We start from the raw sequence: 25,070 nt of genomic DNA on the forward strand, positions 1-25,070 counted from the left end.
ATGCTATGCAACATAAGTTACTGATTAACGGAGAACTGGTTAGCGGCGAAGGGGAAAAACAGCCTGTCTATAATCCGGCAACGGGGGACGTTTTACTGGAGATTGCCGAGGCATCCGCAGAGCAGGTGGATGCTGCTGTTCGCGCGGCAGATGCAGCATTTGCCGAATGGGGGCAAACCACGCCGAAAGCGCGTGCGGAATGCCTGCTGAAACTGGCCGATGTTATTGAAGAAAATGGTCAGGTTTTTGCCGAACTGGAGTCCCGTAATTGTGGCAAACCGCTGCATAGTGCGTTCAATGATGAAATTCCGGCGATTGTCGATGTCTTTCGCTTTTTCGCCGGGGCGGCGCGCTGCCTCAATGGTCTGGCGGCCGGCGAATACCTTGAAGGTCATACTTCAATGATCCGTCGGGATCCGTTGGGGGTCGTGGCTTCTATCGCACCGTGGAATTATCCGCTGATGATGGCCGCGTGGAAACTGGCTCCGGCGCTGGCGGCAGGGAACTGCGTAGTGCTTAAACCATCAGAAATTACGCCGCTGACAGCGTTGAAGCTGGCTGAACTGGCGAAAGATATCTTCCCGGCTGGCGTGATTAATGTGCTGTTTGGCAGAGGCAAAACAGTGGGCGATCCGCTGACCGGACATCCCAAAGTTCGGATGGTGTCGCTGACGGGCTCTATCGCCACCGGCGAGCACATCATCAGCCATACAGCGCCGTCTATTAAGCGTACTCATATGGAACTTGGTGGCAAAGCGCCAGTGATTGTTTTTGATGATGCTGATATTGAAGCAGTGGTCGAAGGTGTTCGCACTTTTGGCTATTACAATGCCGGACAGGATTGTACTGCGGCTTGTCGGATCTACGCGCAAAAAGGTATTTACGATACGCTGGTGGAAAAACTCGGTGCTGCAGTGGCAACGTTAAAATCTGGTGCGCCGGATGACGAGTCCACGGAGCTTGGACCGTTAAGTTCGCTGGCACATCTCGAACGTGTCAGCAAGGCGGTAGAAGAGGCGAAAGAGACAGGGCACATCAAAGTGATCACCGGTGGTGAAAAGCGCAAGGGTAATGGTTATTACTATGCGCCTACGCTGCTGGCTGGCGCGTTACAGGACGATGCCATCGTGCAAAAAGAGGTATTTGGTCCGGTGGTGAGCGTGACGGCCTTTGACAATGAAGAACAGGTGGTGAACTGGGCGAATGACAGCCAGTACGGGCTTGCATCTTCGGTATGGACTAAAGATGTGGGCAGGGCGCATCGTGTCAGTGCACGGCTGCAATATGGCTGTACCTGGGTCAATACCCATTTCATGCTGGTAAGTGAAATGCCGCACGGTGGACAGAAACTTTCTGGTTACGGCAAGGATATGTCACTTTATGGGCTGGAGGATTACACCGTCGTCCGCCATGTCATGGTTAAACATTAAGTTAAATGCTAGTGGCTGTTATATGAAATTATATGATGGCCACTATCGTTTGAAGTTTTGAGTCATTGGCGATTAATAAGAATGAATACATTAAAACGAGTGGAAAAGTTAAACGACTATTATGCGCTAAAGGTATGATGGTGATTTTTCATCCTGTCATGGTTGATTCATAGAAGACTTTAGAGTATCGTTATTCAACTAATAATTTATAAGTAAAAGTAGAAATCTTTAGTATGAACGTACAGTTATATAAATTCACGGAAGATAAAAATAAAAACATTACCTTTAGGTGGACGAAAAAACACTTTGAATTTTGCATGGATAATAAAATATTTTTAAATCATAAAGGGAAGAAGTCTTACAAAGAAAGAAATTTATTTCTTTTCTCAAAAGGTGACAAAATATCAATTGAAGAGAATGTTATTGCTGAAGAATATTCAACAATGCCTGTAAAAAATTTTTCCAGTGTAGGTGCATTTTCATTTCCAACTTGTCATTTTTCAGGGAATATACATATAGGACGATTTTGTAGTATTGCATCAAATGTAAAAATAATGGGTGGAAATCATCCTATGAATCGTTTTACTACTCACATGATGACTTATAACGGTGAATTTGATAAATTTGCCTTGAGTGAGTTCGAACGGCCCTGGACATTGAAACCATTCATTACCAAACCTGAAAATCCGATTATAGGAAACGATGTCTGGATAGGAAATGATGTTGTATTGAAAGGTGGCATCGCAATAGGTGATGGTGCTGTTATTGCTGCCAATTCCGTTGTTACCAAAGATGTGCCACCATATGCCATAGTTGCAGGAGTTCCTGCAAAAATAATCAGATTTAGATTTGATTTAAATATTATTGATGAATTGTTGAGAATAAAGTGGTGGAATTATAATTACTCAGATCTTCCGGATAATAACAAATGTGATGATATAAATTATTTTGTTGAAGAGATGAATCGATTGATATCAAATGGAAATATTCAAGAGAGGGACTATAAAAAATTCAATCTTTCTGAGATATTCAGAGACCTATAATTGTCTGTTTTACATGATAAATGGGCAGATAACCAGTGCGGGGTTTGCAATTTCAATGGGACAGCGTCCTCAAGGAGGTTGCAAACATCCTGCCATGCATATACTTTATGCCATCTTTTTATATTTACTTTATTCTCTGAAAGTATAAAGCATTTATAGACCCCGCGCGTCTAAAGTAATGATGATAGAAAAATGTGAAAACAAAGTTCCCTTTGAATCAGTAAGCTGTCTGTAAGGACGATAGGAGGGGGATGTTTTCTACTTATTTCAATGTTGGATTTGCCCCTATATTTCCAGACATCTGTTATCACTTAACCCATTACAAGCCTGCTGCCGCAGATATTCCCGTGGCGAGCGATAACCCAGCGCACTATGCGGATGCCATTCGTTATAATGCTCGAACGCCTCTGCAAGGTTCTTTGCTGCCGTTAACCCGTCTGGTTTGGGCATGATACTGATGTAGTCACGCTTTATCGTTTTCACGAAGCTCTCTGCTATTCCGTTACTCTCCGGACTCCGCACCGCCGTGTTCTTCGGTTCAAGTCCCAACATCCGGGCGAACTGGCGTGTTTCATTAGCCCGGTAGCATGAACCATTATCCGTCAGCCACTCCACTGGAGACGACGGAAGATCGTTGCCGAAGCGGCGTTCCACCGCTCCCAGCATGACGTCCTGTACTGTTTCACTGTTGAAGCCGCCGGTAGTGACCGCCCAGTGCAGTGCCTCACGATCACAGCAGTCCAGCGCGAACGTGACACGCAGTCTCTCTCCGTTATCACAGCAGAACTCGAACCCGTCAGAGCACCATCGCTGATTGCTTTCTTTCACGGCCACTCTGCCTGTATGTGCCCGTTTCGATGGCGGTACAGCAGGTTTTCGCTCAAGCAACAGCGCATTCTGGCGCATGATCCGGTAAACACGTTTGGCATTGATCGCAGGCATACCATCAAGTTCTGCCTGTCTGCGAAGCAGCGCCCATACCCGACGATAACCATACGTGGGCAGCTCTCCGATAACATGGTGTATACGGAGAAGCACATCCGTATCATCAGTGTGACGACTGCGGCGGCCATCCATCCAGTCATCGGTTCGTCTGAGAATGACGTGCAACTGCGCACGCGACACCCGGAGACAACGGCTGACTAAGCTTACTCCCCATCCCCGGGCAATAAGGGCGCGTGCGCTATCCACTTTTTTGCCCGTCCATATTCAACGGCTTCTTTGAGGAGTTCATTTTCCATCGTTTTCTTGCCGAGCAGGCGCTGGAGTTCTTTAATCTGCTTCATGGCGGCAGCAAGTTCAGAGGCAGGAACAACCTGTTCTCCGGCGGCGACAGCAGTAAGACTTCCTTCCTGGTATTGCTTACGCCAGAGAAATAACTGGCTGGCTGCTACACCATGTTGCCGGGCAACGAGGGAGACCGTCATCCCCGGTTCAAAGCTCTGCTGAACAATTGCGATCTTTTCCTGTGTGGTACGCCGTCTGCGTTTCTCCGGCCCTAAGACATCAATCATCTGTTCTCCAATGACTAGTCTAAAAACTAGTATTAAGACTATCACTTATTTAAGTGATACTGGTTGTCTGGAGATTCAGGGGGCCAGTCTAAATGTAGATGTCAGCAAAAAGAAGTAAATATTAAGGATAATGTTGTAAACCTGGAGAGTATGAGATGATCTTGCGTACTGTCAGAGCACTGATTTCTCTGACAGTACGTGCTGCGTGCAAAATCACTACATCAAATAAACCAGCCAAATCTCATAGAGATAAGAGTAAACAAACCAACAGCAGCAAAGACATTTATCAGTACTACAGTTCTACTGGAAACATTCATTTTTGCCACCTTTTATCATTGCCCCTATGTGTATAGTACGGGTTAAGAAAATCCGCAATAATACTTATTCTGAAGATGGATAAGGGCAAGTTGCTGTTGATGATTTTTTCTCAAACTGGTGAAAAAACTTGATGTACGTCAAAAAATGACGCATATTTGCGCGCGTTTTATTCATCTGGCTGGACGCCCGTACATGTCTCTCTATCAACACATGCTTGTTTTTTATGCGGTTATGGCAGCAATCGCATTTCTTATCACCTGGTTTCTTTCTCACGATAAGAAACGCATCCGTTTCTTAAGCGCCTTTCTGGTGGGGGCAACATGGCCGATGAGTTTCCCGGTGGCGCTGTTGTTTTCACTGTTTTAAATCTTACGCACTGGCTTGACGGCACCACGCAGACTTATATCATTTGGATGAATCGATAAATTTCACAAGTGGCTAAGGAGAAAGTATGTCGCATCTGGATGAAGTCATCGCGCGCGTGGATGCCGCGATTGAAGAGAGCGTCATTGCCCATATGAACGAATTATTAATCGCCCTGAGCGATGACGCGGAGTTAAGTCGGGAAGATCGCTACACCCAGCAGCAGCGTCTGCGCACAGCGATCGCCCATCACGGTCGCAAGCATAAAGAAGATATGGAAGCGCGCCACGAACAGTTAACCAAAGGCGGCACCATCCTCTGATTAAAATGTGCGCCTGGCCACCAGCCAGGCACCAACCACAAGTAAAATTGCGCCACAAATTGGGCCGATCAACGCCCGTAGTGGTACGCCATGACTGCGGAAGATATCCAGCACCAGACCGCCAATTAGCTGGCTGGCGACCAGTACTGCAATAGTTGTCGCCGCTCCCAAATTCTGATATCCGCTGATACTGGCGAAGACAAAAAAAGATCCCAGCAAGCCGGGTATAAGTGTCCACCAGCGTACGCTGGACACCAGTTCGCCAAACCCCGCCATGCCTTGTTTAAACCATAAAATAGAAACAAAGAGCACAATCCCTACCAGTGAGTTCAGCAACATGGCGATGAGAATGGTAGAGGAGGTCTGGGTGATGCGCACCATTAGCGTGTTCTGGACGACCAGACCAATCCCTGCGGCAATCAAAAAGGCAAGGGTAAGCGACTGATTCATCAGATTGCGTCCGGTTCACTGCGTTCGTCGAGTTGCAACTGCATAAATGTCAGATCCAGCCAGCGCCCAAATTTAGTGCCCACCTGCGGCATTTGTGCGGTGATGACAAATCCCAGCGACTGGTGGAGATGCAGCGAAGCCTGATTTTGCGATTCGATCCCGGCGACCATAACATGCTTCCCGCAATCCCGCGCTTCATCAATCAATCGGCTTAACAATTTACGCCCAAGACCTTTGCCCTGATGATCAGGATGGACATAAACCGAATGCTCCACGGTATGGCGAAAACCATCGAAACTACGCCAGTCGCCAAACGAGGCATATCCCGTCACTACGCCATCTTCTTCACTCACCAGCACCGGATAACCTGCTATGGTCCGCGCTTCAAACCAGGCAATGCGGTTATCTGCATCCACCGTTTGGTCATTCCAGATAGCCGCCGTATACAACACGGCGTGGTTATAAATTTCCGCAATGGCAGCACAGTCGGCTTTGCGGGCAAAACGGATGGACATGTCTGGCCTCGATAAAATAATGATAATGACGTTATCAATACTATCGAAAACAGCCCGAAGCAACGGATTCCTCGATGAAATTATTGCGTGTTGCAGAGGGGATGTGACGACTGCAAACAAAACCAATCCTGCGAGCCTGCTACTATTGATGGATTCATGCCAAAAGCACAGGAGAGCATTATGGGGCAACAAAAGCAGCGTAACCGCCGTTGGGTTCTGGCCTCGCGTCCGCATGGCGCGCCGGTTCCGGAGAATTTTCGTCTTGAAGAAGATGATGTCGCCACACCGGGTGAAGGACAGGTATTACTGCGCACAGTTTATTTGTCACTGGACCCGTATATGCGTGGACGTATGAGCGATGAGCCATCTTATTCACCGCCGGTTGACATTGACGGCGTGATGGTCGGCGGTACGGTGAGCCGTGTTGTGGAGTCTAATCATCCTGATTACCAGCCTGGTGACTGGGTGCTGGGCTACAGTGGATGGCAGGACTATGACATATCCAGTGGTGATGATTTGGTGAAACTTGGCGATCATCCGCAAAATCCATCGTGGTCGCTGGGTGTGCTGGGGATGCCAGGCTTTACCGCTTATATGGGCCTGCTGGATATCGGTCAGCCCAAAGAAGGCGAAACGTTGGTGGTAGCTGCAGCGACAGGACCAGTGGGGGCGACGGTGGGGCAAATCGGCAAACTTAAAGGTTGCAGAGTGGTGGGGGTAGCTGGTGGCGCGGAAAAATGCCGCCATGCTACCGAGGTGTTGGGCTTCGATGTCTGCCTTGACCATCACGCGGATGATTTTGCCGAGCAACTGGCGAAAGCGTGCCCAAAAGGTATCGATATTTATTATGAAAACGTTGGCGGTAAGGTATTTGATGCGGTGCTACCGTTACTCAATACATCCGCGCGCATTCCCGTCTGCGGCTTAGTGAGCAGCTATAACGCTACAGAGCTACCACCCGGTCCGGATCGTTTACCCCTGTTGATGGCAACGGTGCTGAAAAAACGCATTCGCTTGCAAGGGTTTATTATTGGTCAGGATTATGGTCACCGTATCCATGAGTTTCAGCAGGAGATGGGACAATGGGTGAAAGAGGGGAAAATTCACTATCGTGAACAAATTACCAACGGTTTGGAGAACGCCCCACAGACGTTTATCGGCCTGCTGAAGGGTAAAAACTTTGGCAAAGTGGTGATCCGCGTGGCTGATGATGATTAAAGTTTCAACGGCGGCGTAAGGCCGCCATAAAAATCCAGGCAAAAAGCTTATTTTCAGCTTTAATTAACTGACCACATCATTGTTCTGCTGCTAATAACTACAAAGGTGAGTGGCTTATGATTATTCATTTTAACACACCAGGTGAACGCCTTCTGCTATGCAGGCAGGGTCGGAAAGAAAACACGCGAAGGAAGTAAAATGCCTGGAACGGAAAAAATGAAACATGTCAGTTTGACTATGCAGGTTGAGAACGACCTGAAACATCAACTAAGTATTGGCGCACTAAAACCTGGCGCACGCCTGATTACTAAAAATCTGGCGGAGCAATTAGGTATGAGTATTACACCTGTGCGTGAAGCATTATTACGTCTGGTTTCGGTGAATGCGCTTTCTGTCGCACCAGCGCAAGCATTTACAGTTCCGGAAGTGGGGAAACGTCAATTAGACGAAATCAATCGGATCCGCTACGAGCTGGAATTAATGGCAGTTACTCTGGCTGTTGAATACCTCACCCCGCAAGACCTGGCGGAACTAGAGGAATTGCTCGAGAAATTACAGCAGGCGCAAGAAAAGGGCGACATGGAACAAATCATTAATGCGAACAGGTTATTTCGCTTAGCGATTTATCATCGTTCAAATATGCCCATCCTGTGTGAGATGATTGAGCAACTGTGGGTCAGGATGGGACCTGGTTTACATTATCTTTATGAAGCGATTAATCCAGCGGAATTACAGGATCGTATAGAAAGCTATCATGAACTACTCGCCGCGTTGAAAGTAAAAGACAAAGAGCGATGCAGACATTGTCTTACTGAAATTATGCAACAAAATGTTGCTATGTTATACCAGCAATATAATCGTTAAATTAAATGCCCGGCAAATACCGGGCATCAAGATAATCACTCAAATCGCCACGCAACATTCACGCCGATACCATAATTTCGCCCGGGCGCAGGTTCGTAATATCGCCCGTTCGACTCATTGACAATGACAGAACCAACGTATTCTTTATCGAATAAATTATCGACACGGCCAAATAAATCCACAGTTAAATTGTGGTAATTGTATTTATACCCCGTGAATAAGCCGACGAGTGTATAAGAAGGCGCTTTGGCCGTATTTTCATCATCTGCCATAATATCGCCCATATAACGCGCTTCCGTACCTGCATACCAGCCATCTTCCGGTACATAACCTATCGACGCAAAGCCCATATTACGGGCGATCCCTGGCATCCGGTTACCGTTACAATCATGTTCATTGCACACATTGCTGCGATAGGTCGCATCAAGCCAGGTCCAGGACGCTTTTACGCGAAAATCTCCCGCGAAACGTTGATCCCATGCCAGTTCAGCGCCTTGACGACGGGTCTTTCCGGCATTTTTATAAGTCGTACGTCCACCGCTACTGCTATCGACAACAATTTCATCATCGGTGTCGGTCTGGAACAATGCGAGACTAAGCAGCCCATCACCAATACGCGTTTTACTGCCGATCTCAATTGTATCGTTGGTGGATGGTTTTAAACCAAAGTTCATACCGCTTTGACCGTCAGCACGATAAGACAGCTCATTAATCGTCGGCGTTTCAAAACCACGCCCGGCTGCCAGATAGATATTCCAGGCATCGGTCATTGCATATTTTAACGATCCGGCTGGTAGCCATTTGTGATAACTGGCATCACCACTGTCATCGCCGTTACCCGGAGTAATGTAATGATCGTTGGAATCAAACCATACGGAGCTGTAGCGCACGCCAGCATCCAGCGACAGTTTTTCGCTCAGCTGCCACTGCGTTTGTAAATAAGGATCGACGTTCCACATCAGATTGCGTTCGTCGCGGCGCAACTCACCTTTTTGCCCGTACTCCGGCACACCGCTGTTCAGGCGGAAGTTGTTGTAGCCTTTACGGTTTTCACTCATGTTTTCGTAGTTCAGGCCGGTAGTGAACGTGACCGGAACACCCAGTTCGCCACGGTGTGTCCAGCGGCTGTCTATCCCCTGGTAATGACGTTGTAGAGTAATCACACCGCCCGCATGCGATGGGTTAAGTTGGGGGGCCATTGGGATTGACTGGTACTGGGTCGTTTCTCGTTCTCCGGCATACATCATCACACTCATATCATCCTGCGAACTTAGGCTACGTTCATAGCGCAACCCAGCCTGAGTTTGCTTGATGGTTTTTCGCGTGTCGTACTGTTCAGCGCGTGGCGCTTGTTGCGGATTCGCCTTCCATTCTGCTTCGGTTAGCCCACCTGGGTCATCTGCTTTGATATCCACACTATTGAAAATCAGGCTTAATTTGCTGGCGTCATCAATGCGAACGCCCAGTTTGGCATTGGCTAAATTTTTCTGTGCGCCACTATGATCACGATAGCCGTGGGTCGTATAACGCGTGGTTGAGACGGTGTAATCGACATCACCGGGCTGTGTGCCGTCTCCCGTTGCGCCCGTTGCTTTCAGCCCATAGCGCCAGCTGCCAAAACTGCCGTAGTAACTACTGGCTTCAATGGTTGGTGGCTGTTGTCCGGTCTGGGTGGTGACATTCATTACACCGCCAGACGCGTTGCCATACAGGGCAGAGAAGGGGCCACGCAGCACTTCCACATTTTGCACACTGCTTAAATCGATGTTGGATGTTTGCCCTTGCCCGTCGGGCATGGTGGCGGGAATACCGTCCACATACAGGCGAATACCGCGAATACCGTAAGTGGAGCGGGAGCCAAATCCGCGAATCGACAGCTGTAAATCTTGCGCATAGTTCTGCCGGTTTTGTACCTGCAAACCAGGCACGCCGGTCAGTGATTCGGACAAGTTAATGCGCTGTGTTGCCAGACGCATCTCCTCGCCGTCGATCACGCTCACCGCTGCGGGTGTGTCCAGTTCTGAAACCCCCTGCGGCGTGGCGGTAACAATCATGGTTTGTTCATTAGCGGCAAAAGTGGGAGGAGAAAGGAGAATCAGTGCGGGCAAAACGGTCTGTCGGACAGAAAAAATCTTCATGAAAAAAGCCAGGTTAAGAATGGGAAAACGCCGTCATGGTAATAAAATTGTAAATTTATGGAAAATGAAACGGCACAATACGTTAAGTAATTGAGAGAATTGTAGTCGTAACGGCAAGAAATGCTCCACATTTGAGAAAATAATGATTACCATTCCCATTTATAACAAGAGCGTAACGATGATTACGCTTAGCGAAGCATTGTGAAGCAGCAAAAATATCGGTTCATCAAAGGGAGTCGTCATGCATTTACGTCATCTGTTTTCATCGCGCCTGCGTGGTTCATTACTGTTAGGTTCATTGCTTGTTGCTTCATCATTCAGTACGCAGGCCGCAGAAGAAATGCTGCGTAAAGCGGTAGGTAAAGGTGCCTACGAAATGGCTTATAGCCAGCAAGAAAACGCGCTGTGGCTCGCCACTTCGCAAAGCCGCAAACTGGATAAAGGTGGCGTGGTTTATCGTCTTGATCCGGTCACTCTGGAAGTGACGCAGGCGATCCATAACGATCTCAAGCCGTTTGGTGCCACCATCAATAACACGACTCAGACGTTGTGGTTTGGTAACACCGTAAACAGCGCGGTCACGGCGATAGATGCCAAAACGGGCGAAGTGAAAGGCCGTCTGGTGCTGGATGATCGTAAGCGCACGGAAGAGGTGCGCCCGCTGCAACCGCGTGAGCTGGTAGCTGATGATGCCACGAACACCGTTTACATCAGTGGTATTGGTAAAGAGAGCGTGATTTGGGTCGTTGATGGCGAGAATATCAAACTGAAAACCGCCATCCAGAACACCGGTAAAATGAGTACCGGTCTGGCGCTGGATAGCAAAGGCAAACGTCTTTACACCACTAATGCCGATGGTGAGCTGATTACCATCGACACCGCCGACAATAAAATCCTCAGCCGTAAAAAGCTGCTGGATGATGGCAAAGAGCACTTCTTTATCAACATCAGCCTCGATACCGCCAGGCAGCGTGCATTTATCACCGATTCTAAAGCGGCAGAAGTGCTAGTGGTCGATACCCGTAATGGCAATATTCTGGCGAAGGTTGCGGCACCGGAATCACTGGCTGTGCTGTTTAACCCAGCGCGTAATGAAGCTTACGTAACGCATCGTCAGGCAGGTAAAGTCAGTGTGATTGACGCGAAAAGCTATAAAGTGGTGAAAACGTTCGATACGCCGACCCATCCGAACAGCCTGGCGCTGTCTGCCGATGGCAAAACGCTGTATGTCAGTGTGAAACAAAAATCTACTAAACAGCAGGAAGCTACTCAGCCGGACGATGTGATTCGTATTGCGTTGTAATAGATATGGCGAGGGTGAAAACGGAGAGACTTGCCTGACTTTTATCACGCCGCATGCGGCACACCTTCGTCAGTAATCTAAATTTGCCCGGCACGTAGCCGGGCAATTTTGCAATTAGCTCGCCGTTTCAGGCTTAAACACAATTTCCTGTTTTTCTTCATCTTCCTCGACGACTGGCGCAGTGCTGTGAATTTCAGCAACGCGTTTGCGCACACCAAACCAGCCTATAACCAGCAGAATACCGATAATCGGCAGCGCCGCGATAGTATAAGTCCCGTTCGGGTAATCGAACGCCATCAGCACAAGGACACTCAGTAAAAACAGTAATGTCAGCCAGGAAGTGAAGGGCGCGCCAGGCAGTTTAAAACTGACATCCGCTGCTTTGCCTTCTTTAATCGCTTTACGCAGGCGCATCTGGCACACGATGATAAACGCCCATGAAGCGATGATTCCCAGCGACGCGAAGTTCAACACAATCTCAAATACGCGCGACGGCACCAGATAGTTAAGGAATACGCCAACAACATAAACGACCAGCGTCGCCAGGATCCCGGCATACGGCACATGCTGACGACTCATTTTCGCCATGAAACTTGGTGCAGAGCCGCCCATCGCCATTGAGCGCAGAATACGCCCGGTGCAGTACAGACCTGAGTTCAGGCTGGAGAGGGCAGCGGTCAGCACCACAATGTTCATAATGCTGCCGATATATGGCACACCCAGTTTAGAGAAAAACGTCACGAACGGACTTTGCCCCGCCTGATACGCGCTCCACGGCAATAACATAACCAGCAACACCACGGAGCCGACGTAAAACAGGCCAATACGCCAAATCACACTGTTAATGGCTTTAGGCACCATGGTCTGCGGATCTTTACATTCTCCGGCAGCTGTACCCACCATTTCAATGGAGGCAAAAGCAAACACTACGCCCTGAATCAATACCAGCGCAGGTAGCAAACCATGGGGGAAGAAGCCGCCATTATCGGTGATTAAATGAAAGCCAGTGGTGTTGCCATCCAGCGGCTGACCACTACCGAGGAACACTGTACCCACGACCAAAAAGGTCACAATGGCGAGCACTTTAATAAGCGCAAACCAGAACTCCATCTCCGCAAACCATTTCACACCGATCATATTCATGGTGCCAACGATGGTCAGCGCAGCGAGCGCAAAGACCCACTGCGGCACGCCGCCAAACGCACCCCAGTAATGCATATACAGAGCGACGGCGGTAATATCGACAATCCCGGTCATCGCCCAGTTGATGAAGTACATCCAGCCTGCAACGTAAGCGGCTTTCTCTCCTAAAAACTCACGGGCATAAGAGACAAAACTGCCACTGGAAGGGCGGTGTAGCACCAGCTCACCCAATGCACGCAGAATAAAAAATGAAAACAGGCCGCAGATTAAATAGACCAGTGCCAGTGCTGGCCCCGCCATTTGCAGTCGGGCTCCTGCACCTAAAAACAAGCCGGTGCCAATCGCGCCGCCAATGGCGATCATCTGTACTTGGCGATTGCCCATCGCTTTGTGATACCCCTCTTCGTGGGCATTAAGCCAGCGACGTTTCGCGGCGTGTTGATCTGAAGTGTCGGTGTCGTGTTTACTCATTGCTCTCCCTGATTGCTTTAATGAAAAAGTCATATAAGTTGCCATGAACAAGGTTTATTCATCCTGGCGATGATAGTTATCACCATTATTCTTTATGGGTATAAAACTATCGGCGCAGCATCCTACCCGTTATCGATAAACGATGCAAAACATCCCCTTACAATCCTGAAGGGGAATAATACAACTGACGAAAAAATGACAAATCCTTTTGCTGGTTAACCTGTGTACTGTCCTACACTTAATCTTTAAAAGATTGTGAGGGGCATATGATTAAGGTGTATGGCGTACCCGGATGGGGCTCTACAATCAGTGAGCTGATGCTATCACTGGCTGATATTCCTTATCAGTTCGTTGATGTCAGTGGTTTTGACCACGAGGGAACTTCACGCGAGTTATTGAAAACCCTCAACCCGTTGTGTCAGATTCCGACACTGGCGCTGGAAAATGACGAGATTATGACGGAGACAGCGGCGATTGCATTGATGGTTCTCGATCGTCGCCCGGACCTTGCGCCACCGGTTAGGCGCGCCGAACGTCAGCAGTTTCAACGGCTATTGGTCTGGCTGGTTGCTAATGTCTATCCAACGTTCACTTTCGCCGATTACCCTGAGCGTTGGGCATCTGACACACCTGAACAGTTAAAGAAGAATGTTATTGAATATCGCAAATCGCTTTATATCTGGCTGAATTCACAACTGACCGCTGAACCTTATGCGTTTGGTGAGCAACTAACGCTGGTGGACTGTTATCTTTGCACAATGCGCACATGGGGGCCTGGGCATGAATGGTTTCAGGATAATGCCACGAATATCAGTGCGATTGCTGATGCTGTATGTCAGATACCAAAGTTACAAGAAGTACTAAAAAGGAATGCCATTATTTAACAACAATGCCGGAGATTAATGTTAATGAATCACTGGCGTAGTTAACTGGATATCCATTTGTTTGCTATGAATAGTAATTAAAGTTGGCACAACTATTTATATGATTGATGTAATTTCGTTTTTTATATGAAATATCAATTTAATATAATCCGAAAATAAAACATCTTTTCGCATGTAGAGAAACATGTCGATATGATAGTGCAGTGCAGATCATGTCATCAGGGTAGGGCGGTAGCGTATTTAATCAGGGAAAGATTACGCAACGCTGCTTTTTTGTATTGAACGATTCGCATTTTATGTTTAAAAATTGCGATATTCCTTATTTCCTGAAGCTGTTTTTATTGCTTATACATGATCAAATACTCCTTACATAATTAAGGAGAACAAAATGGAACTTAATACACGCCAACAATTTGTATTACTTAAATAGACCAGTGAAGGTACGTATCAGAATATCCGGTGAAGTGATTAATATTTCGTTGAATATTTCTCCGGATTTTTGAAACCTGCTGCTGTAGAAATTCTGAACAGGAGGAATTATGCCTTTAGCAGCCAAACTCACCGACAAAGGCACTCAGCACGACGGTTATTACGAGACCGTCATCACCGCCGGGTCATCCACCGTTTTTATCGATGGTCTCCCCGCAGCCCGTCAGGGAGATCCGCTGACGCCGCATGCTAAACCGAAGCATCCCCCTCATCCCCGTAAAATCGCCAGAGGTTCTTCAACCGTCTTTATTGACGGCCTGCCCGCCGCCAGAACCGGTGATGCTGTTGACTGCGGCGGCGTGGTTATCGGTGGCGGTACGGTAAATATAGGCTGATATGTCTGAGAGGTATTTATGTCCTTAAAAGGTCTGCGCTTTACGCTGGAGGTTGACGGCCAGGAGCCGGACACCTTTGCAGTGGTGAATTTCCGGTTAATCCAGAACCAGTCATATCCGTTTGTGATGAGTGTGGATGTTGCCAGCGACTCTTTTATGCAGACGGCGGAGATGCTGCTGGAGAAGAAGGCGACACTGACCATCTGGCAGGGCGTCATCCCGCTGCGTTATGTCACCGGCGTGGTGGCGGGTTTTGGCATGCAGGAGAATAACGGCTGGCAGATGCGTTATCACCTGCGTATTGAGCCGCCGTTATGGCGGTGCGGGCTGCGGCGGAACTTCCGTATCTTCCAGCAGCAGGATATCCGGACGATATCGGCCACGTTACTGAACGAGAACGGCGTCACGGAGTGGACGCCGCTGTTTTATGAGGACCATCCGGCGCGGGAATTCTGTGTCCAGTACGGGGAAAGCGACCTGACGTTTCTGTCCCGGTTGTGGGCGGAGGAGGGAATTTTCTTCTTTGAGCGGTTTGCGGCGGACAGTCCGGAGCAGAAGCTGACGCTGTGCGACGATGTGGCGGGGGCGTTTCCGTTTAACCCGGACACATCGGCAGGAGCGGAGACGGAGTGTGTCAGTATGTTCCGTTATGAGGCGCATGTCCGCCCGTCGTCGGTGCAGAGCCAGGATTACACGTTTAAGGTGCCGGACTGGCCGGGTATGTATGAGCAGCAGGGTGAGAGCCTGAACGGACAGCTGGCGCAGTATGAGATATTTGATTATCCGGGAAGGTTCAAGGACGAGCAGCACGGCAAGGATTTCACGCTGTACCAGATGGACAGCCTGCGCAGTGATGCGGAAAAGGCCACAGGGCAGAGTAATTCACCGAAGCTGTGGCCGGGAACGCAGTTTACGCTGACGGGGCATCCGCAGAAGATGCTGAACCGTGAATGGCAGGTGGTACAGAGCATTCTGTCAGGAAGCCAGCCGCAGGCGCTGCACGGCAGCCAGGGGAGAGGAACCTCGCTGGGCAATCAGTTAGAGGTGATACCGGCAGACCGGACGTGGCGTCCACGGCTGCAAAGCAAACCGAAGGTGGACGGGCCACAGAGCGCCATTGTCACCGGGCCTGCGGGCGAGGAAATCTTCTGTGATGAACATGGCCGGGTACGGGTGAAGTTCCACTGGGACCGTTATCACGGGATGACGGAGGCGAGTTCATGCTGGGTGCGGGTATCGCAGGCGTGGGCGGGGCCGGGGTTCGGTAACCTGGCGATACCGCGGGTGGGCCAGGAGGTGATTGTTGATTTTCTGAACGGAGACCCGGACCAGCCGATAATCATGGGGCGGACGTACCATGAGGACAACCGTTCGCCGGGGAGTCTGCCGGGAACGAAGACGCAGATGACCATCCGGTCAAAAACCTATAAAGGAAGCGGATTTAACGAGCTGCGGTTTGAAGACGCCACCAGTAATGAGCAGGTGTATATCCATGCCCAGAAGAACATGGATACGGAGGTGCTCAACGACCGGACAACGGATGTGAAACATGACCATACGGAAACCATCGGTAACGACCAGAAGATAACGGTGGTGAAGGGTCAGACGGTTCAGGTCGGTACAAAAAAAGAGGGGGGCCACGACCAGAGTATCACGGTGGCGAACGACCGGCGTATCACGGTACGTAATGACCAGACTCTGAAGGTGACGAATGACCGGACGGTGAGCGTGAGTCACGATGACGGTCTGTACGTCAGAAACGACCGTAAAGTGACGGTGGAAGGGAAGCAGGAGCATAAGACGACGGGGAACCATGTCAGTCTGGTGGAGGGAAAGCACAGCCTGGAGGTGAAAGGCGACCTGGCGGAGAAGGTGAGTGGCGCGCTGGGGATAAAGGTGGACGGGGATATCGTGCTGGAGAGCAGCAGCCGGATAAGCCTGAAGGTGGGTGGCTCGTTTGTGGTAATCCATTCAGGGGGCGTGGACATCGTCGGGCCGAAAATCAATCTCAATAGCGGCGGTAGTCCGGGAGCGCCGGTGCCGGCGCTGCAACCGGCGGTGCTGAAGACACTGGGGGATGAGAAGGCAGTGATTCCGGAGAAGAAAATGAAGACTCTGGAGGGAACTGCGTGACCGGAAGTGGTGGTGATGATCGAGGTGACGATGAGGATGAACCTGAAAAATATACTCTCCAGTTCCATTTTACAGACGATGACGGGATACCGTATTCAGAAACCCGCTACATTGCCTTCTTTGAGGATGGCACGCAGACCCGCGGAGAAACGGATGAAGAGGGGTATACAGAAGTTTTCTCTAGAACCAATGATGCAAATGTAGAAATTAAACTGTTAACTAATGATTATTATATATTTGAGGTGAATTGTAATGAGCACCAGTAATAACATGGGTAGAACCACACAGGCTCAACCAAAGCCCGGTGTAAATGTCTGCATAGTAAAAAAAGAAATAACTAATAAATTCAATGAGATTATTACCAATGCTTTGGCTGAACAACTAGTTGTTTTAAATAAAAGAAAAAAAGACTTATATAGATGGGAGGAGACAGAAAAAAAAGAATTTCTTGATATTTTTGGGAGAAATGAGATTGAGGCTAATAAATGGCTGCTGAGAGGCGTTGAGGCAATGATATTAGTCAATCAGAGAGTGAAAAGCAATTGTTTTAAATATCAAGATGATGAATGTATTTTTGCCAAAGTGAAGGGAGGGATTAGTATTGAGAATCCTGTTATTGTAGGTCCTAAATTTTTTCATGCCGCGGTTAAAGGATACGATTCTCAGGTATCCACTTTATGTCATGAGTTTTCACATTTAAGCGAAGTTCTGTATACTGACGATTTAAGCCCTCCGGGTAAAAATGCGGAAACAACATCTGCTGAAGAATACAGAGAGCATGCGGAAAATCTTGTAAAAGCTAAAAGTCGAGATGTGATGATAAATGGATATAACATTGAACGTTACTTCGAATAAGATTATTCATTGCCTTTATATCACAACCTTTACGCTAATGTTTTTCAGCACAAATTTGAAAGGTGAAAATTATTTAATACCCAAAAAAAATGCTTATGGATCGTTAGTATTCGCAGAAAAGAAGCATAAACATCCGGCTGTTTATGATTTATTTCAATCAAACAAATTCATTACAAAGGATACTACATACTTTGATCTAACTCCTGATTATGCAATGAGTAAAAATGAAAATATTATATTGCAACAAGAAAATCAAGTTTTCTTGACTCTTTCAGTTGAAAGTGTCAAAAAAAATATTATAGCGATAGTTAATGTTTATAATGCTCATGATGGCTATTTGTATATTTATAAAAAGAATATACCTTATAATGGTAAGGAGTTATGTTATAAACGTTTTTTAATTACATCATATGATGTAATTCTCGATTATCTGGGAGGATGGTGTAATTATGGACTGGATATGTCATCTTCTGCGTGGCTTGAGATACCACCTAAAAGCAATTATACATATCAAGTTAATTTAAATGACTACTACGTTTTTTTACCAGGCAAGCATCGCTATAACGTTGGTACTTTTGAGCATCTTATTGTAAGAAGTAATTGGTTCAGAAATGAAAATATAAACACGGCAATGTTTAATATTTTAAACCAAAGTCATCCTAAGAAAAAAATTGATGATTTATTATATAATCTTGATCTCTATGGGGCAAGACTAGGTGTCTTTTTGAGAAGCAATGAAGTTTCGTTATTAATCGATGGGGATGAACTTGACTCTCTTTATAGCAAGTAAGCAAAAATACATAATGGTAAGCCATCGATTGACACCTGGCGGTAGTTTAGGCGTTAATTATTGGGCGGATAAAGGATGTAGTTTGTCACATGCCAGAGAAGTTACACGGCGAATAAACCCAGCAGCAGATGGCTTCGATTTAGTACGTTGGCCAGCATTTGAGCATTCTTGGTATGTATTGAATGATGAAATAACCCCCCCACTTAATTACATAAGGATTGTTTAAAACAATGGGGTTTAAAAAAACAATAATCACTTCGGTAGGCAGGGAAAGATCACGGTGTGCCGTAGGCACAAAGATGCAAAACGGGACGTTTTGCATGTAATAAGCATAAGCTTGTGAAGAGATGGTGGCAGGCCCACCGGGATCTGCTGTCGGAAGCCGGTCCCAAACAACCCCGGCTGCTGTGGTAAAGAGCCATGGTAGTGAGCGCAGGGGGAACGATCAGACGAGATCTGATCCTATATGAGATACAGTGAGATGAGTAAACCCGAACCTGTGTTGAAACGTCGTTAGTCCTAAGTGACATCAAAACCGGAGGTTTCGTGATACCGCCGGGATTAATTTACGGGTGAATTCCGAATGCTGCGTGAATGATGTCCGGTGTATAGCAGGCATGACGCTGTATCGGGCTCTTTGCAGGAACTACGGGAACCGGTCGTCGCAATGTCAAGAGAGAAATACAAATAACCGAAATTATGAGTATGAGAGTATCGATGTGCGAAACCGGGGCAGAGCTGTTCGTAGTAGTGAGGAAGCGTTTGTAATGAACGTGGAGCGAAGGGACAGCGTCGGGCAGTCTGCATCACAGCCCAACTGTAGGCAGGAGGAGGCTGTGTGTGAACAGACAAAACCGTTTCAGGTCAGTAAATTGCATGTGGTGGAAGCGTACCGGCGGATAAAGGCGAATGCCGGAGCTGCCGGAGTGGATAACCAGACGCTGAAAGATTTTGAGCGGGATCTGAAAGGAAATCTGTACAAAATCTGGAACAGGTTATCGTCGGGAAGCTGGATGCCGCCGCCAGTGCGTGCGGTGGAAATTCCGAAGAAGGATGGCAGCAAAAGACTTTTAGGAATACCGACAGTAAGCGATCGAATAGCGCAGATGACGGTGCTGGTAACGTTTGAACCATTAGTGGAGCGTTATTTCCTGAATGATTCATACGGATACCGGCATGGAAAATCAGCGCTGGATGCAATAGCAGTCACCAGAAAACGTTGCTGGCAATACGACTGGTGTCTTGAGTTTGATATTAAAGGGTTATTCGATAATATCCCCCACGATTTATTACTCAGGGCAGTAGATAAACATTGTGCGGATAAATGGGTAAGACTGTCTATTCGCCGGTGGCTGACAGCGCCGGTGCAGATGCCGGATGGAACACTGAAGGAAAGAAATAAAGGTACGCCACAGGGTGGAGTCATCAGCCCGGTACTGGCGAATTTATTTCTGCACTATGTGTTTGATAAATGGCTGACGTTACATTATCCGGAAATTCCCTGGTGCCGTTATGCAGATGATGGATTAATTCATTGTGGCAGTAAACAACAGGCAGAGGAATTACTGAATAAGCTGGCAAAACGTTTTCAGGAATGTGGACTGGAATTACATCCGGAGAAAACGAAAATAGTTTACTGCAAAGACAGCGAACGACAGGCGAACCATGAAACAGTGCAGTTTGATTTTCTGGGGTATACGTTCAGAGCGCGAAGAGCACGTAACCACCGGCGGGGAAACCTCTTTACGAGTTTCAGCCCGGCGGCGAGTAACCGTGCGCAGAAAGGCATGATTGGAAAACTCAGGAAACTGTGGATCAGACGCAGGGTGGAGATGAGTCTCGAAGATATTGCGAAGTGGCTGAATCCGATAATATCGGGGTGGCTGAATTATTACGCGAGATACCACAAATCAGCGATGAAGAAAGTATGCAGATATATTAATCTGACGCTGATTGCGTGGGCGAGAAAGAAATATAAAACCCTGCGGTATAGAAAGACGAAGGCGTGTCAGCTAATGGAAAGGCTGTCAAAAGAGAAGCCGGAGTTGTTTGCCCACTGGAAAGCAGGACCAGGAAGCTCGTTTGCCTGACGGGAGCCGTATGAAGCGAGAGTTTCACGTACGGTTCTGCGAGAGGCTGTCGGGGAGGTTCCGGTGGCCTACTCACTTAACGCTGCTTTTTTGTACTAAACAATTCGCATTTTATGTTTAAAAATTGAGATATTCCTCATTACCTGAAGCTGTTTTTTTATTGCTTATACATGATCAAATACTCCTTACATAATTAAGGAGAAAAGAATGGAACTTAAAAAATTGATGGAACATATTTCTGTTATTCCCGATTACAGACAATCCTGCAAAAGTGAAACATAAATTGTCGGATATTCTACTGTTGACTATTTGCGCCGTTATTTCGGGTGCAGAAGGTTGGGAAGATATAGAGGATTTTGGGGAAATACATCTCGATTTTTTGAAGCAATATGGTGATTTTGAAAATGGTATTCCTGTTCACGATACGATTGCCAGAGTTGTATCCTGTATCAGTCCTGCAAAATTTCACGAGTGCTTTATTAACTGGATGCGTGACTGCCATTCTTCAGATGATAAAGGCGTCATTGCAATTGATGGAAAAACGCTCCGGCACTCTTATGACAAGAGTCGCCGCAGGGGAGCGATTCATGTCATTAGTGCGTTCTCAACAATGCACAGTCTGGTCATCGGACAGATCAAGACGGATGAGAAATCCAATGAGATTACAGCTATCCCAGAACTTCTTAACATGCTGGATATTAAAGGAAAAATCATCACAACTGATGCGATGGGTTGCCAGAAAGATATTGCAGAGAAGATACAAAAACAGGGAGGTGATTATTTATTCGCTGTAAAAGGAAACCAGGGGCGGCTAAATAAAGCCTTCGAGGAAAAATTTCCGCTGAAAGAATTAAATAATCCAGAGCATGACAGTTACGCAATTAGTGAAAAGAGTCACGGCAGAGAAGAAATCCGTCTTCATATTGTTTGCGATGTCCCTGATGAACTTATTGATTTCACGTTTGAATGGAAAGGTCTGAAGAAATTATGCGTGGCAGTCTCCTTTCGGTCAATAATAGCAGAACAAAAGAAAGAGCCAGAAATGACGGTCAGATATTATATCAGTTCTGCTGATTTAACCGCAGAGAAGTTCGCCACAGCGATCCGAAATCACTGGCACGTGGAGAATAAGCTGCACTGGCGTCTGGACGTGGTAATGAATGAAGACGACTGCAAAATAAGAAGAGGAAATGCAGCAGAATTATTTTCAGGGATACGGCACATCGCTATTAATATTTTGACGAATGATAAGGTATTCAAGGCAGGGTTAAGACGTAAGATGCGAAAAGCAGCCATGGACAGAAAGTATCTGGCGTCAGTCCTTGCGGGGAGCGGGCTTTCGTAATCTTTCCCTGGCTCATGGCCGACCTGAAACCGGTGTACCGTGCGGTATCGAAGGAGGCGGCAGAAACAGCGCTGGACGAGCTGGAGGCGAAATGGGGTCAGCAGTATCCGGTGGTGCTTCAGTCGTGGCGGCGAAAATGGGAAAATCTGTCGCATTACTTCCGTTATCCGGCGGGTATCCGTAAGGTGATTTACACGACCAATGCTATCGAGTCAGTTCACCGGCAGTTCAGAAAGCTGACCAAAACAAAAGGTGCCTTCCCGAATGAAAACAGCCTGTTGAAGCTACTTTACCTGGGACTGATGAATGCGCAGAAAAAATGGACAATGCCAGTTCAGAGCTGGAATTTGACATTGTCACAGTTAGCTATTTATTTTGAAGGGCGGCTGAATAATGTGATGACGCTGTAGAATTTTTAACGTCACACAGAATTCTGAACGCTCTCTCTTTAACCAGCGGCAACTCGCTTGCCGCTGGTAACAAACGTGCCAGCACCTAAATGATGTAGTGTATTGAGTTTGTCATCATCAAACTGCCAGCGGCCTTCGACAAATACTCGTGCGTCTGCCGCTGCCGATACCACTTCGCCAAATAGCGTATCGTATTTTTCTTGCGCAGAAGTCGCTGGTAGCAATCGACACTCCATCCATGCCAGACATTTCTCTTCAACCAGCGGCAATCCAAGCACCGGACCTTTCACAACCGGAATGCCATAGCAATTAAATTTATCTTCTTCACGACCCGACACACTTCCCACCGCCCACGTCCAGTTAGTCGCCGCAACGCCCGGGATAACGATGCCAAATTTACCGTTACGCTCAATCAACTCCCTGGTCCATGTCGATTTATCTACCACAATCGCCACACGTGGCGGTTCAAACTCCACCGGCATCGACCAGGCCGCAGCCATCACATTACGTCGCTGTGATTTTTCATCAAAAGTTGTTATCAAAACTGTGGGGCCGTGGTTTAACAGACGGCTGGCATGGTGTAATTCGACGGGGATGAATCGGCTCACGGTATCGCCTCGCTAAGAAGGGTGTTTTAAAAGCGTAGCTCGTAACGCAATAAGTAACGAAATTAACGGGATTGGCGATTTGCGAACGTGATGCATGTCCGCGATCGCACAAAATAGCCGGTGCGGCGTCTATTCCAGGTTATAAATTGAGAAAACCACAAACGGAAACGCCTGATGACGCCCATTCTGAATCACTATTTTACCCGCATTAACTGGTCGGGAGCGGCTGCGGTCAATATCGAAACGCTGCGCGCATTACACCTGAAACACAATTGCACCATTCCATTTGAAAATCTCGATGTTTTGCTGCCGAGAGAAATGCAGCTTGATGATCAATCGCTGGAAGAGAAATTGGTGCTCGCCCGGCGTGGTGGTTACTGCTTTGAGCAGAATGGCGTGTTTGAGCGGGTGTTACGCGAGCTGGGTTTTCAGGTACGCAGTCTGTTAGGGCGCGTAGTGTTATCTAATCCGCCAGCATTACCGCCGCGTACCCATCGTTTGTTGTTGGTGGAGCTGGAAGGCGAACACTGGATTGCCGATGTCGGTTTCGGTGGGCAGACTTTGACTGCGCCGATTCGTTTAGTGGCGGATATCGCGCAAACAACGCCACATGGCGAATATCGGCTGTTACAGGAAGGGAACGACTGGATTTTGCAGTTTAATCATCATCAGCACTGGCAGTCGATGTACCGTTTTGATCTCTGTGAACAACAACAAAGTGATTATGTGATGGGGAATTTCTGGTCGGCGCACTGGCCGCAATCGCATTTTCGCCATCATTTGCTGATGTGCCGCCATTTGCCGGACGGTGGCAAACTGACACTGACCAATTTTCATTTCACCCATTATGAAAATGGACATGCAGTGGAGCAGCGGAATCTAGCGGATGTGGCGTCGTTATATGCCGTGATGCAGGAGCAGTTTGGTCTGGGCGTAGATGACGCAAAGCATGGCTTTACTGTGGATGAACTGGCGTTGGTGATGGCGGCGTTTGATACGCATCCGGAGGCGGGGAAATAGTTTGTGCCAGGGGCCGGATGCGGCGTAAACGCCTACAACCGGCCCACATTAGCCCGGTTGTAGGCCTGATAAGCGAAGCGCATCAGGCAACGGTATCAAAAATCAATGGCCCATTCAGCATGGAAAAGAATCACCGCTGTGCCAGAAATGGTGACTTTCTCCGGTTGGTTATCTCGAATTGTCACCGTCACATCAATCACGCCGTCACGCCCCAGTGCGCGCCCCTGATGGCCTTTAACACGCAACACGCTGCCATCGTGGGGTAGTAAGTTGTGATGTACCAACCATGCGCCCATCGGGCCATTGGCATTCCCGGTCACCGGATCTTCCACAATACCAATCGCAGGTGAGAACATGCGACCATCGGTTTCATTTTTGCCAGGGCGGATCTGGAACGGGAAAAAACCATTGCAGCCAATCTGCTTGCTGATTGCGGTCAGCGCAGCAAGGTCAGGCGAAAGAGCGTCGATATCCACTTCTGGTTTCAACGGGATCATCACTTTTGAGTGTCCTGTGGTTGCCACCTGAATTGGCAAGCCTGGCAGAATATCGTCTTCAGTGAGATGAAGCGCGTTGATAATCGCTGCACGTGTTTCACCTTCCAGCGGTGGCTCAAAGCCTGGCGTACCTTGTTCCAGCGAAATACGATAATCATCGTTGTGCTTTTCGATAGTCACGCGATGTTTTCCTGCCAGCGACGTTTGCCAGACCGTGCAATTTCCCAAACCTAATACCTTTGAACGTACATAGTGCGCAGCCACCGTTGCGTGACCGCAAATTGGCACTTCAACCGTTGGCGTAAAGTATCGAACGTGTACATCGCTGTCGTCGCTGTGCAGCAGAAAAGCAGTTTCCGAATGACCTAATTCGCGGGCGATAAGCTGCATTTGCGCTTCGCTAAGTTTATCGGCGGGAAAAACAACACCGGCAGAATTGCCGCGAAACGGTTGAGCGGTAAAAGCATCGACGTGATAAACCTGCGGTTTCATTAACGTTCTCCTGTGGCTGGAGAACTATCA

21 protein-coding genes and 3 pseudogenes are annotated in these 25,070 nt (G+C 47.8%); 16 read left to right on the forward strand and 8 right to left on the reverse strand.

Annotated features, from left to right (window positions below):
* Positions 1 to 5 precede the first annotated feature (5 nt).
* Complete coding sequence (patD, locus tag QUF14_RS09185; protein WP_001163863.1) at positions 6 to 1,430, forward strand: aminobutyraldehyde dehydrogenase; 1,425 nt, start codon at positions 6 to 8, stop codon at positions 1,428 to 1,430.
* Positions 1,431 to 1,663: 233 nt separating this feature from the next.
* Positions 1,664 to 2,473, forward strand: a complete 810-nt coding sequence (locus QUF14_RS09190; RefSeq protein ID WP_100733833.1) for a CatB-related O-acetyltransferase — start codon at positions 1,664 to 1,666, stop codon at positions 2,471 to 2,473.
* Positions 2,474 to 2,758: 285 nt separating this feature from the next.
* On the opposite strand, the gene QUF14_RS09195 is transcribed toward QUF14_RS09190, so the two are convergent.
* Both QUF14_RS09195 and yncL read right to left on the reverse strand, forming a co-directional pair.
* Positions 2,759 to 3,987, reverse strand: a protein-coding gene (locus QUF14_RS09195) for an IS3-like element IS2 family transposase (protein ID WP_097494069.1) whose coding sequence is annotated in 2 segments (ribosomal slippage) — positions 2,759 to 3,672 and positions 3,672 to 3,987 — 1,230 coding nt in all. Because the reading frame shifts where the segments join, the coding sequence is not laid out codon by codon here.
* Positions 3,988 to 4,208: 221 nt separating this feature from the next.
* Complete coding sequence (gene yncL / locus QUF14_RS09200) at positions 4,209 to 4,304, reverse strand: stress response membrane protein YncL (protein ID WP_001303494.1); 96 nt, start codon at positions 4,302 to 4,304, stop codon at positions 4,209 to 4,211.
* Positions 4,305 to 4,497: 193 nt separating this feature from the next.
* Here yncL and ortT point away from each other — a divergent pair, with 193 nt between their 5' ends.
* Positions 4,498 to 4,671: an orphan toxin OrtT gene (gene ortT / locus QUF14_RS09205; protein ID WP_000061178.1), complete on the forward strand. Its 174-nt coding sequence runs from the start codon at positions 4,498 to 4,500 to the stop codon at positions 4,669 to 4,671.
* A gap of 85 nt (positions 4,672 to 4,756) precedes the next feature.
* Positions 4,757 to 4,990, forward strand: a complete 234-nt coding sequence (gene ydcY, locus QUF14_RS09210) for a DUF2526 family protein YdcY (protein ID WP_000018633.1) — start codon at positions 4,757 to 4,759, stop codon at positions 4,988 to 4,990.
* Here the strand turns inward: ydcY and QUF14_RS09215 are convergent, their stop codons facing one another.
* Positions 4,991 to 5,440, reverse strand: a complete 450-nt coding sequence (locus tag QUF14_RS09215; RefSeq protein ID WP_001076528.1) for a DMT family transporter — start codon at positions 5,438 to 5,440, stop codon at positions 4,991 to 4,993. It lies immediately after the preceding gene.
* Positions 5,440 to 5,955 carry a GNAT family N-acetyltransferase gene (locus tag QUF14_RS09220; RefSeq protein WP_000027557.1) on the reverse strand — a complete coding sequence of 172 codons (516 nt, stop codon included), beginning with the start codon at positions 5,953 to 5,955 and terminating at the stop codon, positions 5,440 to 5,442. The genes QUF14_RS09215 and QUF14_RS09220 overlap by 1 nt, the downstream gene beginning before the upstream one ends.
* A 180-nt stretch (positions 5,956 to 6,135) precedes the next feature.
* Here QUF14_RS09220 and curA point away from each other — a divergent pair, with 180 nt between their 5' ends.
* Together curA and mcbR are read left to right on the forward strand one after the other, a co-directional pair.
* Positions 6,136 to 7,173: an NADPH-dependent curcumin/dihydrocurcumin reductase gene (curA, locus tag QUF14_RS09225; RefSeq protein WP_024212169.1), complete on the forward strand. Its 1,038-nt coding sequence runs from the start codon at positions 6,136 to 6,138 to the stop codon at positions 7,171 to 7,173.
* 198 nt (positions 7,174 to 7,371) lie between these two features.
* On the forward strand, positions 7,372 to 8,037 hold the full coding sequence (gene mcbR, locus QUF14_RS09230) for a colanic acid/biofilm transcriptional regulator McbR (RefSeq protein WP_001119579.1): 666 nt from the start codon (positions 7,372 to 7,374) through the stop codon (positions 8,035 to 8,037).
* A gap of 35 nt (positions 8,038 to 8,072) precedes the next feature.
* On the opposite strand, the gene pqqU is transcribed toward mcbR, so the two are convergent.
* Positions 8,073 to 10,175, reverse strand: a complete 2,103-nt coding sequence (pqqU, locus tag QUF14_RS09235; RefSeq protein ID WP_000689296.1) for a TonB-dependent receptor PqqU — start codon at positions 10,173 to 10,175, stop codon at positions 8,073 to 8,075.
* 241 nt (positions 10,176 to 10,416) lie between these two features.
* On the opposite strand from pqqU, the gene yncE reads away from it, so the two are divergent.
* Complete coding sequence (yncE, locus tag QUF14_RS09240; protein WP_000550675.1) at positions 10,417 to 11,478, forward strand: 7-bladed beta-propeller protein YncE; 1,062 nt, start codon at positions 10,417 to 10,419, stop codon at positions 11,476 to 11,478.
* A gap of 114 nt (positions 11,479 to 11,592) precedes the next feature.
* On the opposite strand, the gene ansP is transcribed toward yncE, so the two are convergent.
* Entirely contained in the window at positions 11,593 to 13,092 is a 1,500-nt protein-coding gene (gene ansP / locus QUF14_RS09245) for an L-asparagine permease (RefSeq protein ID WP_001300590.1), read from the reverse strand.
* A 266-nt stretch (positions 13,093 to 13,358) separates the two neighbouring features.
* Between ansP and QUF14_RS09250 the strand changes: the two genes are divergently transcribed.
* From QUF14_RS09250 to QUF14_RS09285, 8 genes and pseudogenes are all read left to right on the forward strand, one after another.
* Complete coding sequence (locus QUF14_RS09250; protein WP_000598849.1) at positions 13,359 to 13,976, forward strand: glutathione S-transferase family protein; 618 nt, start codon at positions 13,359 to 13,361, stop codon at positions 13,974 to 13,976.
* A 539-nt stretch (positions 13,977 to 14,515) separates the two neighbouring features.
* Positions 14,516 to 14,800: a type VI secretion system PAAR protein gene (locus QUF14_RS09255; RefSeq protein WP_001127495.1), complete on the forward strand. Its 285-nt coding sequence runs from the start codon at positions 14,516 to 14,518 to the stop codon at positions 14,798 to 14,800.
* A gap of 18 nt (positions 14,801 to 14,818) precedes the next feature.
* Positions 14,819 to 17,199 (forward strand): annotated as a pseudogene (locus QUF14_RS09260) (type VI secretion system Vgr family protein).
* Positions 17,186 to 17,788: a M35 family metalloendopeptidase gene (locus QUF14_RS09265; RefSeq protein ID WP_000107951.1), complete on the forward strand. Its 603-nt coding sequence runs from the start codon at positions 17,186 to 17,188 to the stop codon at positions 17,786 to 17,788. The pseudogene QUF14_RS09260 and the gene QUF14_RS09265 overlap by 14 nt, the downstream one beginning before the upstream one ends.
* Before the next feature lie 37 nt (positions 17,789 to 17,825).
* Positions 17,826 to 18,578, forward strand: a complete 753-nt coding sequence (locus QUF14_RS09270) for a hypothetical protein (protein ID WP_286333512.1) — start codon at positions 17,826 to 17,828, stop codon at positions 18,576 to 18,578.
* 767 nt (positions 18,579 to 19,345) lie between these two features.
* Positions 19,346 to 20,668: a group II intron reverse transcriptase/maturase gene (gene ltrA / locus QUF14_RS09275; RefSeq protein ID WP_038813497.1), complete on the forward strand. Its 1,323-nt coding sequence runs from the start codon at positions 19,346 to 19,348 to the stop codon at positions 20,666 to 20,668.
* Positions 20,669 to 20,875: 207 nt separating this feature from the next.
* Positions 20,876 to 22,013: pseudogene (locus tag QUF14_RS09280) on the forward strand (ISAs1 family transposase).
* Positions 22,014 to 22,027: 14 nt separating this feature from the next.
* Positions 22,028 to 22,423 (forward strand): annotated as a pseudogene (locus tag QUF14_RS09285) (IS256 family transposase); the annotation flags it as partial.
* A 38-nt stretch (positions 22,424 to 22,461) separates the two neighbouring features.
* Here the strand turns inward: QUF14_RS09285 and QUF14_RS09290 are convergent.
* On the reverse strand, positions 22,462 to 23,031 hold the full coding sequence (locus QUF14_RS09290) for a flavin reductase family protein (protein ID WP_000085933.1): 570 nt from the start codon (positions 23,029 to 23,031) through the stop codon (positions 22,462 to 22,464).
* Between the two features lie 174 nt (positions 23,032 to 23,205).
* On the opposite strand from QUF14_RS09290, the gene nhoA reads away from it, so the two are divergent.
* Positions 23,206 to 24,051 (forward strand): N-hydroxyarylamine O-acetyltransferase, encoded by an 846-nt coding sequence (gene nhoA, locus QUF14_RS09295; protein WP_000187938.1) that lies wholly within the window; start codon positions 23,206 to 23,208, stop codon positions 24,049 to 24,051.
* Positions 24,052 to 24,146: 95 nt separating this feature from the next.
* On the opposite strand, the gene QUF14_RS09300 is transcribed toward nhoA, so the two are convergent.
* Positions 24,147 to 25,040, reverse strand: a complete 894-nt coding sequence (locus QUF14_RS09300) for a PhzF family isomerase (RefSeq protein ID WP_000804357.1) — start codon at positions 25,038 to 25,040, stop codon at positions 24,147 to 24,149.
* Positions 25,041 to 25,070 lie beyond the last annotated feature (30 nt).

This window comes from Escherichia sp. HH091_1A (genome assembly GCF_030295175.1).
Lineage (GTDB): Bacteria > Pseudomonadota > Gammaproteobacteria > Enterobacterales > Enterobacteriaceae > Escherichia > Escherichia coli_F.